General features: G+C 66.4%; 15 protein-coding genes. 4 read left to right on the top strand and 11 right to left on the bottom strand.

Translation table 11 applies throughout. The features are described 5' to 3' along the window. Positions 1-11: 11 nt before the first annotated feature. From ACM61V_RS10485 to radA, 5 genes are read right to left on the bottom strand one after another with little or no spacing between them, the layout of a single operon-like run. Positions 12-344, bottom strand: a complete 333-nt coding sequence (locus ACM61V_RS10485; RefSeq protein ID WP_137785996.1) for a DUF423 domain-containing protein — start codon at positions 342-344, stop codon at positions 12-14. Further along, complete coding sequence (locus tag ACM61V_RS10480; protein WP_137785995.1) at positions 341-2104, bottom strand: cation:proton antiporter; 1764 nt, start codon at positions 2102-2104, stop codon at positions 341-343. The genes ACM61V_RS10485 and ACM61V_RS10480 overlap by 4 nt, the downstream gene beginning before the upstream one ends. After that, positions 2104-2529, bottom strand: a complete 426-nt coding sequence (locus tag ACM61V_RS10475) for an iron-sulfur cluster assembly scaffold protein (protein ID WP_137785994.1) — start codon at positions 2527-2529, stop codon at positions 2104-2106. The genes ACM61V_RS10480 and ACM61V_RS10475 overlap by 1 nt, the downstream gene beginning before the upstream one ends. Next, the gene (locus ACM61V_RS10470) at positions 2526-3089 is read right to left on the bottom strand and encodes a CvpA family protein (protein ID WP_137785993.1); all 564 of its coding nucleotides are present in this window, start codon (positions 3087-3089) and stop codon (positions 2526-2528) included. Before ACM61V_RS10470 ends, ACM61V_RS10475 begins: the two co-directional genes overlap by 4 nt. Before the next feature lie 38 nt (positions 3090-3127). Next, positions 3128-4501, bottom strand: coding sequence for a DNA repair protein RadA (radA, locus tag ACM61V_RS10465; protein ID WP_137785992.1), 1374 nt, complete (start codon positions 4499-4501; stop codon positions 3128-3130). A gap of 81 nt (positions 4502-4582) precedes the next feature. Between radA and ACM61V_RS10460 the strand changes: the two genes are divergently transcribed. Next, positions 4583-4990 (top strand): hypothetical protein, encoded by a 408-nt coding sequence (locus ACM61V_RS10460; protein WP_419713976.1) that lies wholly within the window; start codon positions 4583-4585, stop codon positions 4988-4990. A 30-nt stretch (positions 4991-5020) separates the two neighbouring features. Here ACM61V_RS10460 and ACM61V_RS10455 read toward each other — a convergent pair whose 3' ends face one another. Next, positions 5021-5725, bottom strand: coding sequence for a glutathione S-transferase N-terminal domain-containing protein (locus ACM61V_RS10455; protein WP_137785990.1), 705 nt, complete (start codon positions 5723-5725; stop codon positions 5021-5023). Between the two features lie 169 nt (positions 5726-5894). Between ACM61V_RS10455 and ACM61V_RS10450 the strand changes: the two genes are divergently transcribed. Continuing rightward, positions 5895-6443, top strand: a complete 549-nt coding sequence (locus tag ACM61V_RS10450) for a hypothetical protein (protein ID WP_137785989.1) — start codon at positions 5895-5897, stop codon at positions 6441-6443. 43 nt (positions 6444-6486) lie between these two features. Here ACM61V_RS10450 and alaS read toward each other — a convergent pair whose 3' ends face one another. Genes alaS through recR form a run of 3 tightly spaced genes read right to left on the bottom strand, consistent with a single transcriptional unit; the run spans position 6487 to position 10353 of the window. Then, positions 6487-9147 carry an alanine--tRNA ligase gene (alaS, locus tag ACM61V_RS10445; RefSeq protein WP_137785988.1) on the bottom strand — a complete coding sequence of 887 codons (2661 nt, stop codon included), beginning with the start codon at positions 9145-9147 and terminating at the stop codon, positions 6487-6489. Between the two features lie 38 nt (positions 9148-9185). Further along, positions 9186-9725: a peptide deformylase gene (def, locus tag ACM61V_RS10440; RefSeq protein ID WP_137785987.1), complete on the bottom strand. Its 540-nt coding sequence runs from the start codon at positions 9723-9725 to the stop codon at positions 9186-9188. Positions 9726-9756: 31 nt separating this feature from the next. Continuing rightward, a complete protein-coding gene (gene recR, locus ACM61V_RS10435) occupies positions 9757-10353 on the bottom strand; it encodes a recombination mediator RecR (protein ID WP_137786227.1) in 597 nt (198 codons plus the stop codon). 55 nt (positions 10354-10408) lie between these two features. Here recR and fmt point away from each other — a divergent pair, with 55 nt between their 5' ends. Both fmt and truA read left to right on the top strand, forming a co-directional pair. Continuing rightward, entirely contained in the window at positions 10409-11314 is a 906-nt protein-coding gene (fmt, locus tag ACM61V_RS10430) for a methionyl-tRNA formyltransferase (protein WP_137785986.1), read from the top strand. Beyond that, positions 11311-12057 carry a tRNA pseudouridine(38-40) synthase TruA gene (truA, locus tag ACM61V_RS10425; protein WP_137785985.1) on the top strand — a complete coding sequence of 249 codons (747 nt, stop codon included), beginning with the start codon at positions 11311-11313 and terminating at the stop codon, positions 12055-12057. Before fmt ends, truA begins: the two co-directional genes overlap by 4 nt. On the opposite strand, the gene ACM61V_RS10420 is transcribed toward truA, so the two are convergent. Then, the gene (locus ACM61V_RS10420; RefSeq protein WP_137785984.1) at positions 12029-13222 is read right to left on the bottom strand and encodes a class I SAM-dependent RNA methyltransferase; all 1194 of its coding nucleotides are present in this window, start codon (positions 13220-13222) and stop codon (positions 12029-12031) included. The two genes, truA and ACM61V_RS10420, sit on opposite strands and share 29 nt — an antisense overlap. After that, the gene (locus ACM61V_RS10415; protein WP_349290317.1) at positions 13213-14589 is read right to left on the bottom strand and encodes an NAD(P)H-hydrate dehydratase; all 1377 of its coding nucleotides are present in this window, start codon (positions 14587-14589) and stop codon (positions 13213-13215) included. The genes ACM61V_RS10420 and ACM61V_RS10415 overlap by 10 nt, the downstream gene beginning before the upstream one ends. Positions 14590-14733: the final 144 nt, after the last annotated feature.

Here is a 14733-nt window from a genome sequence, read left to right as displayed (position 1 = left end):
TTGGCGTCGTCTCAGCGGCGCGCCGCGCTCCACGCGAGCCACAGCCACCCCGCGATCAGAAGCGTGCCGCCGATCGGCGTGATCGCACCGAGCCAGCGCGGCGCGCCCAGCGCCATCAGGTAAAGCGTGGCAGCAAACAGCGCGCCACCCGCGATGAACAGCCATGCCGGTCCGCGCGCCTCCAGCCCGAGCGCGACGAGCGCGGCGACGGCATGGACAAGCTGGTAATGCGCGCCGGTCTTCAGCCACTCCGCCGCCGCGCCGCTCGCACCATGCGCCCCGAAGGCGCCGGCGGCGACCGCCATCGCGCCGGAAAGCGCTGCGAGAATTATCAGCACGTTCATTTCCCGTCTCCCCACGGCACCTGTTGCGCGGTCAGCGCACGCGCCGCCCGGATATCGCCGGCTTCGATCTGGATGCGCAGCCGCTCCTTGTCGCGCGCGCGATACATTTCCTCGGCGCGATTGATTTCCGCCTTGTCGATGCCGAGCCCGTCAAGGGCGGCGCGCGCCATCTTCACTGCCGATTCCATCACTTCGCGCACAACCAGCGTCGCCGCCCCGTTCTTCAGCTTCACGAGCGCACGGCGGTCATAAGCGCGAACATAGATCGCCGCGCCGGGGAATGCCTCGTGCACGCCTTCCACGATGTCCGGCGTGATCTGATCGCCGTCGATACAGAACAGGATCAGTTCCGCCTCCGCCGCGCCGGCCTGCCGCAGCACGTCGATCCGCGTGCCGTCGCCATAATAGACTTTCGCGCCGAATTCGGCGGCGATGTCGATCATCTCGATATCGGTATCGATCAGCGTGACCGGGATGTCGCTCGCCAGCATGATCTGGCCAACCGTCTGCCCGAACCGGCCATAGCCGACGACCAGCGCGTTCGCCCCGTCGGCATTGGGGCCTTCGCGCTCTTCGCCCACCACCGCCGGCTGTTCGCGCAGCTTCCGCGTCGCCATCATCAGGAACGGCGTGGTGGCCATCGACAAGGTGATGATCGCCCCGAACAACGAGGCGGCATCCGGCGCGATCAGATAGGCGTTCTGCGCCTGTGCGAACAGCACGAAGCCGAACTCGCCCCCCTGGCTCAGCAATACGCCGAGCGCCAGCGCCCCCCGCCAGCTCATGCGAAAGGCAACGCCGATCAGGAAGATCACCAGCGCCTTGGTCGCGATCAGCGCCAGCGCCATCGCCAGGACGAACAGCGGCCGCTCCGCGATGGCGTGGAGGTTGAGCATCATGCCGATGGTGAGGAAGAACAACCCGAGCAGGATCGAGCGGAACGGCTCCACATCGGTTTCCAGCTCGTGCCGATACGGGCTGTCAGCCAGCATCACGCCCGCGACGAATGCGCCGAGCGCGGTCGACAGGCCGAGCGCCTCCATCAGCGCGGCGCTCGCGATCACGGTGAACAGGGCGGCGAAAACGAACATCTCGCGCTCGCCCAGATTGCCGATGCCGCGAAACAGCGGGCGCAGCACGAAACGGCCCGCAAGGATCAGTCCGACGATCGCCGCGACCGTGTAGATCACGAGCAGCCATCCGGGCGGCCCTCCGGTATCGGCCGGATTGCGGCTCATCGCGGCGATGATGGTGATGAGCGGGATGATCGACAGATCCTGGAACAGCAGGATCGAGAAGGCGCGCTCGCCGAACGGAGTCCGCAGCCGCCCCGCCGATTGAAGCATCGGCAGCACCTGCGCGGTGGAGGAAAGCGCCAGCGGCAGGCCGAGCGCGAACGCGGCGGGAAGGGAGAAATGCGCGAATATCGCGATGATCGCGCTGATCGCCACGCCGCACGCGACAACCTGGATCAGCCCGAGCCCGAAGATATCCTCTTTCATCCGCCACAGGCGAGACGGGTTCAGCTCCAGTCCGACGACGAACAACAATAGCGTGATGCCGAGTTCCGCTACACCAAGCTTGGATTCGGCATCGCCGACCAGCCCCAGGATCTGCGGCCCCACGACAGCGCCCGCAATCAGATAGCCGAGCGTGGCCCCCAACCCGAGGCGGCGGAACAGCAGAACGAAGGCGAGGCCCGCACCAAGCAGGATAAATCCGTCGCGCAACATCGAGGTGGTGGCACCGGCCTCGTGCATCAGCCGGCTCCCCGCGCCTGCTCGGCAGCTTCGGCCGCTGCCTCGAACGCCAGCCGGATCGACGGATGCCGCGCGCTATGCGTCAACGCGGGCACGAACACGTCGATGCCGGGCCAGTCGGGCAGCGGGCCGGTGCCGGCCAGCCAAGCGGTCAGGGCATCGCGAGCCGCCGCGAGTTCCTCGGGAGACCGTCCCAGCGCATCGGCTGCGAACAGCGCCGACGATGCCTGCCCGAGCGCGCAGGCGCGGACCAGCATGCCGATCTCGCTCACCCGCCCTTCGGCATCGAGATTCACTTCCACCGTCACGCGGCTGCCGCAGATCGGCGATCGCTTCTCGCTCGACGCCATCGGCGTTTCGATCCTGCGATCGGGCACCTCGGTCGCCAGGCGCAGGATGCGTTCGTTATAGAGCGAGGCGCTCATTGGCCGGTGCCTGCGCTGGAGTTGGCCGGGATGGTCGTGTGCGGGCCGAACACCGGCTCGCCCCTTCGGCGGCGGTCGACGAAATCGGCGATTCCGGCGCTGGTGGCGTTGAGCAGGCGATAGGTGCGCGCCTCGGCCAGCCACGCCGGGCGATGCGTGGGGCCGCCACCGATCGTATCGAGCACCAGCACCACCAGCAGAAACGCCAGGCTTGAAAGGATCAGTCCCTTCAGCGCGCCGAAACCGAAACCGAGCGCCCGGTCGATCGGGCCGATCACCGAGGTGCGCACCCGCGCGCCGATTGCGTTCGCGACAAGCCGGCCGAGAAAATACGTGATGCCCGCCAGCACCGCGAACGCCAGCACTGCCGCGCCCGATTGCGTGCCGATCACGCCTGTCAGCACCTTCGCCAACGGCAGGTGGAAGAATTTCAGCGCGAAGATCATCGCGACCCAGGCGAACAGCGCCAGCACCTCGGTCACGAAACCGCGCTTGATCCCCAGCAGGGCGCCTCCCCCTACCGCAAGCAGAACAAGGATATCGACGGCGTTGAGGTTCATCGGGTCCGTTTCGAGAAAGGGCGATCGCGGCTCAAGCGCTACCCGCGCCCCAGCATATGGTCAACGAATTGCCCCAGCGTGCGGAAGCCGGAAAGCCGCAGGTCGCTTTTGTCGCGTGCGATCGCGGATGGCACCATCGCGCGCTCGAACCCCAGTTTGCCCGCTTCCTTCAGCCGCAAGGCCCCATGCGCCACGGGGCGTAGTTCACCCGAAAGCGCGATCTCCCCGAACGCCACCGCATCGGCCGGCACGGGCCGCTCGCTGAGCGCCGACACGAGCGCCGCCGCCACGGCAAGGTCAGCCGCCGGATCCTGTACGCGATAGCCGCCGGCGATGTTGAGATACACTTCCGCGGAGGAGAAGCTGAGGCCGCACCGCGCTTCCAGCACGGCGAGGATCATCGCCAGCCGCCCCGAATCCCAGCCAACTACCGCGCGGCGCGGCGTGGCGCCGCTCGCCAGCCGCACGACCAGCGCCTGTATCTCCACCAGCACCGGGCGTGTCCCCTCGAGCGCCGGGAAGACGGTGGTGCCCGTCACGCCCTCCTCACGCTGGGTGAGGAACAGGGCGGAAGGGTTTGAAACTTCGGCCAGTCCCTCCGCCTGCATGGCGAACACGCCGATTTCGTCGGTGCCGCCGAAGCGGTTCTTGATCGCGCGCAGGATGCGATACTGGTGGCTGCGCTCGCCCTCGAACGAGAGCACGGTATCGACCATATGCTCCAGCACGCGCGGACCGGCGATCGTTCCGTCCTTGGTCACATGGCCGACCAGCACCAGCGCGGTGCCGCGGTCCTTGGCGAAGCGGATCAGTTCCTGCGCGGATGCGCGCACCTGGCTGACGGTGCCGGGCGCTCCCTCGATCAGGTCCGAATGCATCGTCTGGATCGAATCGATCACGAGCAACGCCGGCGGCTGCCCCTGGCTCAGCGTCGTCAGGATATCGCGAACGGAGGTCGCGGCGGCAAGTTGCACTGGCGCCGCCCCCAGCCCCAGCCGCCGCGCCCGCAGCCGCACCTGATCGGCCGCTTCCTCGCCGGAGACATAGGCGACACGCACGCCCGCCAGCGCCATCCTGGCCGCTGCCTGCAACAGCAAGGTCGATTTGCCGATCCCCGGATCGCCGCCGATCAAGGTGGCCGACCCCTCCACGAAGCCGCCACCCAGCGCACGGTTGAGTTCGGCGATCCCGCTCTCCAGCCGATCCGGCAACGCGACATCCGCATCCAGACCGATCAACGTGATCGCCCGACCGCCGCCCTGCAGGTTATGCTTGGCATGAAACGGGGTGACGATCGCCGGCGCTTCCTCGACCAGCGTGTTCCATTCCGAACAATCGAGGCATTGTCCCTGCCATCTGGACGTGACCGAGCCGCACGACTGGCAGACAAAGCGCTTCTGGATTCTGGCCATGCGCGATCACTAGCATCGGCGGAACGATAGGGGAACGGTGGTGGCATAAAGTTAACTACTGCAATGCGAAAAGCGCCGGCGATGATCTTCCCCGAACCCCTCCCGCTTGCCTCGAGCTGGGCGCTGTCCGAGCGCCGCGAGCGAATCGAATCGTGGATGCCTTCTGCGGACACTGTCGGCGGCCGCTGGTCGTTCGACCTTTCCACCGGGGAGATGGCCTGGGATCGCGCCATATACGAATTGTTCGGCTTCCCGCCCCACGAACAGCTCTCACGTCGCAGCGCCGTGGACTGTTACGTCGGCGAATCCCGTTGCGCGATGGAGCAGTTGCGCGCGCATGCGATCGCGCATCGTCGCGGCTTCACGCTCGATGTCGATATCGCCCCCGCGAATGGCGAGCCGGTGCGCCGGATCCGTCTGTCAGCCGCGCCGGTCTGCGTCGGGCATCGCGCGGTCGCGCTGGAGGGCGTGAAGCAGCTCTTGCGCTAGGCGGCCGGTGACGCGTCCGCCCGGCCGTATTCACCCCGCGCCGGGTATCGTCAGCCCGCGCTGCACCGCCGGTCGCGCAAGGCCGCGTTCCAGCCATGCCGCCACATTGGCATAGCGATCGAACTCCACCAGCTCGCGCGCCTCGTAGAAAGTGATGAGATTGCGCACCCAGCCGAGCATCGAGATGTCGGCGATCGAATAATCCTCGCCGGCAAACCACGGCTTTTCCGCGAGCGCACCGTTCATCACGCCAAGCAAACGCTTCGCCTCATCGACGTACCGCTGTAGCGGCCGCTTGTCCTCCCACTCCCGGCCGGCGAACTTGTTGAAGAAGCCAAGCTGGCCAAACATCGGCCCGACGCCCCCCATCTGGAACATCAGCCAGCCCATCGCCTGCCACCGCGCGGCAGGGTCTGAAGGCATGAACTTGCCGGTTTTCTCGGCCAGATAAAGCAGGATCGCGCCGCTCTCGAACAGGCCGATCGCTCGGCCGCCCGGGCCATCCGGATCGATAATCGCGGGGATCTTTCCATTGGGATTAAGGGACGTGAATTCCGCGGTTTTCTGATCGTTCTCTGCGAACCTTACCAGATGCGGCTCATAGGCGAGGCCGGTTTCCTCAAGCATGATCGATACCTTCACGCCATTCGGCGTCGGCAGCGAATAAAGCTGTATCCGGTCAGGATGCGTCGCAGGCCAGCGGCGGGTGATCGGAAACGCGGTCAGATCGCTCATCGAGATCACTCCTGATACGGCTTGGGATTGCCCGTGAGTAACCATCTGCGTGCCGCGATCAACCGCCGATTCATCCGCCGCCCGTCTCCGCCCGCCGCGCAACGGTTGCGGAGCCAGTTCGCAAAATGATCGTTATTACCTCGAAATTATCCGAGGAGTAGAAAGCAACATGTATCGTAAAGCGTTCATCTTGGCCGCCACTGGCGCGATGCTTGCCACCCCGGCTTTTGCCCAGACCACACCGGCGGCACCCGCCGGCACTGCCGCTCCCGCCTCAACGGGCGTTACCGCGGGCGCGACCGTTTATGACGCGCAGGGCGCGGTCGTCGGCACGATCGCCGCGATAAACGGCACCAATGCGGTGGTCGATACCGGCACGGTAAAGGCGGCACTTGCCATCAGTTCCTTCGGCACCAGCCCGAAAGGCCCGACGCTTGGCCTGACTAAGGCCCAGCTTGAGGCGGCCGCGGCGCAAGCGGGGCCGGGCTCGGCGGAGTTCAAGGCAAAGCTTGTTCCGGGCGCGATTGTCTATGGCGCGGGCGGCACGCAGGTCGGCACGATCAAGGATGCCGATGCGCAGTTCGTAACCGTCACCACCGCGAAGGGCGACGCACGCTTGCCGATCACGGGCTTCGCGCCCGGCACCAACGGGATAACGATCGGCCTCACCGCCGAACAACTTGCTGCGGCGATCAGCAACGCTGCACCGAAGAAGTAACAACGATCGCTCGCCCCGGTATCATCCCGGGGCGAGCATTCGTTCAGACAGCGGCGCGGGCCTCGTCGAGCGCGGCGCGAACCGCCGCGACGGCCTCGTCGGCCTTATCCGCATCGGGGCCACCGCCCTGCGCCATATCGGGCCGGCCACCGCCACCCTGCCCGCCCAGCGCCGCGACGGCGCGCTTCACCAGTTCGACCGCGCTGAACCGCGCCACAAGATCATCGCTTACCCCGACGGCGACCGATGCCCGCCCGTCGTTGATCGCGACCAGCACCGCGATACCGGAGCCTAGCCGCTGCTTCGCCTCGTCGACTGCGCCACGTAATCCCTTGGCCTCGAACCCGTCGAGCACCTGCCCGATGAAGGCGACACCGCCGATTTCCTGCGCCTGCGCGGCCGGGCCCGAACCGCCACCGATCGCGAGCGCCTTTTTCGCCTCCGCCAGTTCGCGTTCGAGTCGCTTGCGGTCCTCCAGCAGCGATGCGACGCGCGCGGGCACCTCGTCCGGCGTGGTCTTCAGCGCGGACGCCGTCTCGCGCAGCTTCTCGTCGCGCTGCACGAACCAGGCGCGCGCGGCCTCGCCGGTCAGCGCCTCGACACGGCGAACGCCGGACGAAACCGCGCCTTCGCTGATCACCTTGAGCAAGCCGATATCGCCCAGCGCGTTGACATGCGTGCCGCCGCACAGCTCGAGCGAATAGATCTTGTCGCCTTCATCGGTGCCCATCGACACGACCCGCACCTCGTCGCCGTATTTCTCGCCGAACAGCGCCATCGCTCCCATCGCGATCGCGTCGTCCGGCGTCATCAGCCGGGTGGTGACGCTGCCGTTCTGGCGGATCATCGCGTTCACCTGCGCCTCGGCATCGGCGATTTCGGCCGCGGTCATCGCCACCGGGTGCGACACGTCGAAACGGAGCCGGTCGGGCGCGACGAGCGATCCTTTCTGGGCCACATGCGTACCGAGCCGCTGGCGCAGCGCCTCGTGCAGCAGATGCGTCGCGGAGTGGTTGGCGCGGATGGCCGCGCGGCGGCGCACGTCGATCGCCAGCTTCACCGGATCGCCGATCTTGACCTCACCCGCGTCGACCGTCGCATGATGGACGAACAGCTTGCCGAGCTGCTTCGAGGTATCTGAAACGCGCGCGCCGAAGCCGCGCTCGCCCGCTATCGTTCCTGTATCGCCGACCTGGCCGCCACTCTCGCCGTAGAAAGGCGTCTGGTTGACGATGATATCCACCGCATCGCCCGCGCGCGCACGATCGACACGCGCCCCATCCTTTATCAGTGCCAGAACAACGCCTTCGCCGGTGTCGTTCGCATAGCCGGTGAACTCCGTCGCGCCCAGTTCCTCGGCGAGATCGAACCACAGCTCATCCGATGCCTTGGCGCCGGACCCCTTCCACGCGGCGCGCGCGGCGCGTTTCTGCTCGGCCATCGCACTGTCGAACCCGGCACGATCCACCGCCAGATCCTGCGCACGAAGCGCGTCTTCCGTCAGGTCATAGGGGAAGCCGTAGGTGTCATAGAGGCGGAACGCCGTCTCGCCCGCCAGCACGTCGCCCGGTTTCATCCCCGCCGTCGCTTCGTCGAGCAGTTTCAGCCCCTTGTCGAGCGTCTGGCGGAAACGTGTTTCCTCCTGCTGCAAGGTCGCCTCGATCAGCGGCTGCGCGCGCACCAGTTCGGGATAGGCCGCGCCCATTTCGGCCACCAGCGCCGGCACCAGCCGATGCATCAGCGGGTCTTTCGCACCGAGCAGGTGCGCGTGCCGCATCGCGCGCCGCATGATCCGGCGCAGCACGTAACCGCGCCCCTCGTTCGCGGGGAGCACGCCATCCGCCACCAGGAAGCCCGAACAGCGGAGGTGGTCCGCGATCACCCGATGGCTCGCGGTCGCGTCTCCGTCGGTGGCGGTATGGGTCAGCGCGCCGGACGCTGCGATCAGCGCCTTGAACGTATCGGTGTCGTAATTGTCGTGGACGCCCTGCATCACGGCCGCGATGCGCTCCAGCCCCATGCCGGTGTCGATCGAGGGCTTCGGCAGATCCCCGATGATCTGGTCCGCCTCCTGCACGAACTGCATGAAGACGAGGTTCCAGATCTCGACGAAGCGGTCACCGTCCTCGTCCGGCGAACCGGGCGGGCCGCCGGGAATGTGATCGCCATGATCGTAGAAGATCTCGGAACACGGGCCGCACGGGCCGTCGGAGCCCATCGCCCAGAAATTGTCCTTCGTGGGGATGCGGATGATCTTGTGATCGGGCAGCCCGGCGATCTTCCTCCACAGCTCGAAAGCCTGATCGTCGGTATGATAGACGGTCACCAGCAGGCGCTCGGCCGGCAGGCCGAAATCCCTGGTCAGCAACGTCCAGGCGTGGGTGATCGCCTGTTCCTTGAAATAATCGCCGAAGGAGAAATTCCCCAGCATCTCGAAGAACGTGTGGTGCCGCGCGGTATAGCCGACGTTGTCGAGATCGTTGTGCTTGCCCCCTGCGCGCACGCATTTCTGCGAAGAGGTCGCGGTGGAATAGGGGCGCGTCTCCAGCCCGGTGAACACGTTCTTGAACGGCACCATGCCCGCGTTAACGAACATCAGCGTCGGGTCGTTCTGCGGCACCAGCGGCGCGGATGGCACGATCTGGTGGCCGTTGCTGCCGAAATAGTCCAGGAACGCGCGGCGGATGTCGTTGGTCGATGTCATCCCCGCGACTTAGGCGAGCATGACGCGCCGCTCAAGTATCACGCGGCGGTCTTGCGCGCCTTGTCGAGCTTCTTGAGCAGCATCTGGCGCTTCAGGCGCGAGATATGATCGATGAAGAGCACGCCGTTCAGGTGATCGATCTCGTGCTGGACGCACGTCGCCATCAGGCCGTGGAACTCGTCCTCATGCGCGGCGCCGTTCTCGTCCAGCCACTTCACGCGGCAGCGCGCGGGCCGCTCGACCTCGGCATATTGCTCCGGGATCGAAAGGCACCCCTCGCTGTAGGTGGAGATTTCTTCGCTCACCCACAGGATCTCGGGATTGATGAACGCGCGCGGTTCGCGCTTCGCCTCGGGCTTGGCGTCCTCCTCCTCGGTCTCCCGCTCCTGCAGGTCCACCACCATGACACGGCGGATCACGCCGACCTGGCTTGCGGCAAGGCCGATGCCGTGCGCGGCATACATCGTCTCGAACATATCGGAAACGAGCGCGCGCACCTCATCGTCCACCGCCTCCACGGGCTCGCAGACGAGACGCAGGCGGGGATCGGGGATTTCGACGATGGACAGCACAGACATGAGCGTGAGCTAGGAGCGCGAACCGCGAGCGTCAAGCGACCGGGCGTCGCGCGCGCAGCGCCTGCGCCAGCGTTCCTTCGTCCAGATAGTCCAGCTCGCCCCCCACCGGCAGGCCATGCGCAAGCTGCGTGACGCGGACGGGCATCCGCTCGATCCGCTCGGCAAGATAATGCGCGGTCGTCTGCCCCTCCAGCGTGGCGTTCATCGCCAGCACCACCTCGTCAACGCCGCCCGCCTCGATCCGGCGGAGCAACGATTCGATCGACAGATCCTCCGGGCGCACCCCTTCCAGCGCGGATAGCCGCCCGCCCAGCACGTGGAAACGCCCCGGGAACAGCCGCGATCGTTCCAGCGCCCACAGATCGGCCACCTCCTCCACCACGCACAGCGAACGCGCATCGCGGCGCGGATCGGCGCAGATCGCGCACGGGTCGGTCGTATCGACATTGCCGCATATCGCGCAGGTCGCGAGCCGCTCCTCAACCTGCGTCAACGCCGCGAGCAGCGGGATCAGCGCCGTCTCGCGCTTTTTCACCAGATGCAGCACGGCGCGGCGCGCGGAACGCGGCCCCAGGCCGGGAAGCCGCGCCAGCGCGCTCGTCAGCGCCTCGATCTCCTGCGATGCCATAAGCGGAACAGATAGGGGGTTGCGTCGCGCGCCGCCAGCGTGTCGAGAGCGCGGGATGCGGATCATCTTCATGGGAACGCCCGCCTTCGCGGTGCCGACGCTCGATGCGCTCGTGGACGCCGGGCATGATATCGTTGCGGCATACAGCCAGCCGCCGCGCCCGGGCGGGCGGCGCGGACGCGAACTGGTGCCATCGCCGGTGCAGCGGCGTGCGGAGGGATATGGAATTCCCGTGCGAACGCCCGTCAGCCTCAAGTTGCCCGGGGAACAGTCGGCGTTCACCGCGCTGGATGCGGACGTCGCCGTGGTCGCGGCTTATGGCCTTATCCTGCCGCGCGCCGTGCTGGAGGCGCCGCGACTCGGCTGCCTGAACGTGCACGGCTCGCTGCTGCCGCGCTGGCGCGGGGCAGCGCCGATCCAGCGCGCGATCCTTGCCGGAGACACTGAAACCGGCGTCGGGATCATGCAGATGGAGGCCGGGCTGGATACCGGCCCGGTGCGGCTGGAAGGCCGCACGTCGATTGCCGGCAAGACGGCGGGCGAACTGGCCGAGGAGCTGGCGGCGCTGGGCGCGCGCCTGATGGTGCGGGTGCTGGCCGATCCGATCGCCCATCCTCCGGTCCCGCAGCCGGAAGACGGCGTCACCTATGCCGCCAAGATCGCCAAGGAGGAAACACGGCTCGATTTCGCCCTCGATGCGGCGGCGGTCGAGCGACAGGTCCGTGCGTTCAATCCGCCCGGCGCGTGGTTCGAGGCGAATGGCGAGCGCGTTCGCGTGCTGGCCGCCGCCGTCGAGGCGGAAGCGAGCGGGGCGCCGGGCGTGGTGCTGGACGGGCGCCCGACCATCGCCTGCCTGTCCGGCGCGATCCGGCCGACCGTCGTGCAGCGCGCCGGGCGCGGGGTGATGGCCGCGGAGGAGTTGATGCGCGGCTTCCCGATGGCGCCGGGCACCCGGCTATGACCCGCTTTGCGCTGACGATCGAATTCGACGGTCGCCCCTTCATGGGCTGGCAACGCCAGGCGCACGGCCCCAGTGTGCAGCAGGTGCTCGAAGAGGCTGTCTTCGCGATCACCGGCGAGGAAGCGGTGGTGCATGCCGCCGGGCGCACCGATGCCGGGGTACATGCCACCGCGATGCGCGCGCATGTCGATATCGCGAAGCCGCTCACCGCGTTCCGGCTGATGGAGGCGCTGAACTCGCGCGTGCGTCCCGCGCCGGTCGCGGTGCTGGCCGCGCAGGAGGTGCCGGACGATTGGCACGCCCGTTTCTCCTGCATCCGCCGCTATTATCGCTACGTGATAATCCAGCGCCGCCCCCCGCTCACCTTCGAACGCGGGCTCGCTTGGCGGGTGGCTACCCAACTCGACGCGGAAGCGATGCGTGCGGCCGCGGTACGTCTCACCGGGCGCCATGACTTCACCACCTTCCGCTCCGCACATTGCCAAGCAGACAGCCCTGTTCGCACGCTAGACCGACTGGAAGTGATCGCGAAGGGCGAGCGTATTGCGGTGCTCGCCTCGGCCCGCTCTTTCCTCCACCATCAGGTGCGCTCGATGGTCGGTTGCCTAGCGCTTGTCGGCCAGCGAAAATGGACGCCGGAGGACGTAACCGCCGCGCTGGAGGCGCGCGACCGAACGGCGCTCGGCTACAATGCGCCGCCCGACGGCCTTTACTTCATCGGGGCGGACTATTCCTGCGACTGAAGTTCGCCGCCAGTTCGACATGCGTGGACCAGCGGAATTGCCCTACCGGCTGCACCCATTCGAGCTTGTAACCCCCGCCAATCAGCACTTTCGCATCGCGGGCGAAACTGCTGGGATTACATGAAACATAGCCGATTACGGGCACATCGCTGCCGGCCAGCGCCTCGGCCTGTTCGCGGGCGCCGGCACGCGGCGGATCGATCACCACTGCAGAGAAGCGATTTAGTTCGGCGGTCGTAACCGGACGGCGATAAAGATCGCGGTGCTCGACGAATACTGGCCGTCCCGCTCGCGCCGCAGCCGCTTTCAGCGACAGAATTGCCTCACGCGCGCCTTCGGCCGCATATACCTTCGCCGGCAGCGCCAGCGCGAACGTTCCAAGCCCCGCGAATAGATCCGCTATGGTCGGCGAATCCTTCACTGTTTCGTTTACCGCGGCCACCAGCGCCGCTTCGCCCTCGCGCGTCGCCTGGAGGAAGGCGGCACACGGCAGTGGTACGGGAGCACCGCCAAGGGTGATGGTGACGCCGACCGGCTCCCACCGCACCTCAGGGCCAAAGCCCTCGTCGAATGCAAATCGGGCAAGTGAGTGCTGCTCAGCGAAAGCCGTAATAGCTTCGGCGGCTTCCAGCCCTTCGGGAAGCATCCCGGAAATCAATATGTCTACGCCCTGATCGGCGAGCGTCAGATGCACATCAAGCCTTCGTTTTATCCGCAATCTTCCCAGCAGGCGCTTGAGCGGCGCGATGATCGTGAACAGTTCGGGCACAAGGACGTGGCATTCGGCGAGATCGATGATTGCGTGACTCTTCTCGCCGGTGAAACCGATTCGCCCCGCTGGCTCCCAATGCAGCGTCGCCCGCCGGCGGGTACGTGGCGGGGAAAGCGCTGGCGGACGGATTTCTGTTGCGAGTCCTTGCGCGGCAAGTGCAGATTCCACTCTATCCGTAATATACGCTGCCCAGCTGACATCATCGAGATGCTGGAGTTGGCATCCCCCGCAAGCCGGAAAATGGCGGCATGGCGGCGTAGCGCGATGGCTTCCTGGTGTGATCGTCCCGTCAGGGTTGAGCGTATCGCCCGGCGCTGCGAAAGCCGCATGTCTGCCGTCCGCTGTCACACCGTCGCCACGGGCAGCGATACGGACGATTTCGTTTAAAGACATGTTGATACGGCTTCCGACAAATACCGCGCCAGATCATCAGCAACAAAAGCCGCGCCCGCGCGCCGCGCCGCCTCTGCCTGGAGCCACACCGCTTCTCCAGCTCCGAGGAAGGCGTCGCCACTAACTGCTATTCGCGCAGTGACAAGCCCCGCAAGCACATCACCTGTTCCTGCGGTCGAAAGCCACGAAGGGGCGGCGGCAGCCACGCGCACTGTACCATCTGGCCTAGCGATCACTGTGTCCGCGCCCTTGAAGACGACCACTGCGCCGGTCGCCCTCGCAGCATCACGAGCGCGTTCAATCTTGCCGGCATCGCTTCTACCGAACAGCGCGTCGAACTCGCCCTGATGCGGCGTCAAGATCGTCGGTGCAACACGCGCGAAAAGCTCTGCGGCCGATACCAGGTGCAATGCATCGCCATCGATAACGAGCGGCCGATCGGAGGCGAGTGCGCTGGCAAGTTTTTCCCTCGCGCGGTCGTCCCGCCCGAGACCTGGGCCAATCAGCAGCGCACCGATCCGCCCGTCGTTGATCAGATGAGTATCGAACCGGCGCCTTACGACGGCATGCGGCATACGATCGGTCCCACCACCCAGCAGCATCACATAACCGGCGCCCCCACTCGCCGCTGCCGTCGCTGCAAGTGCCGCCGCACCGGGCATCGTGCCCGCGACAATTGCGACCATACCTCGGCTATATTTGTGCGCCTCCGCCGATGGCACGGATAATTTCGGGCGAGCTAGCACGGCCACGTCGCTTGCTACCGGCACGCCGATATCGAGCACTGTCACATTGCGCGATGTGGCACTCGCCGGGATCAACAGATGGGCGGGTTTTAGCGCACCAAGTGCCAACGTCAGATCATAATCGGGCACATGCGACAGCAACCGCCCGTCGTCGGCGGAGGCGCCGCTAGGTAAATCGACGGCGATCACCAGTCGTGCCGCCCCGGCAAGCCGCGATAGCGCCGCAGTTGCGCTTTGATCCAGGCCCCGCGTCAGACCTGTGCCGAACAGAGCGTCCAGGAGCACCGGAGCGGCATGCGCCTCGTCTGCCGTCTCGATCGCGCCGGCCCAACCACGCCGAGCAGCCATGGCCGCCTTACCGCGCGGTTCATGTGTTGCCGCGACGCGCACCGGATGACCGACCTCCGCCAACGCGCGCGCGGCCACATAGCCATCCCCGCCGTTATTGCCGGGCCCGCACAGAACCAGCACTTCCTGATCGCCCGCAAGCCGGCGGATTTGCTCTGCCACTGCCTTGCCGGCCCGGTCCATCAGGACCTCCACACTCGTTCCGCTCGCGATCACGCTTTGCTCGGCCGCACTCATCGCGGACGCAGTGAGAATTGGTTCGTTGTCGAGCATAATCATTAGCGAGTACCGACAACTGCGGGCAACCGATATCGATCACCATCTATCGCCACTTCGATCTCGTTCGTGCCGATAATCGATACATGCGCACCTGCCGCGCCGTCGGCCGGCACTACCCCTCGGCCGTCCTTCGTCACC

Origin of the sequence: Sphingomonas sp. TX0543, from assembly GCF_048565505.1 — a bacterium.
Classification (GTDB): Bacteria; Pseudomonadota; Alphaproteobacteria; order Sphingomonadales; family Sphingomonadaceae; genus Sphingomonas.
Note: the sequence above shows the minus strand (reverse complement) of the source record. Positions and strands in the feature narration are given on the sequence as shown.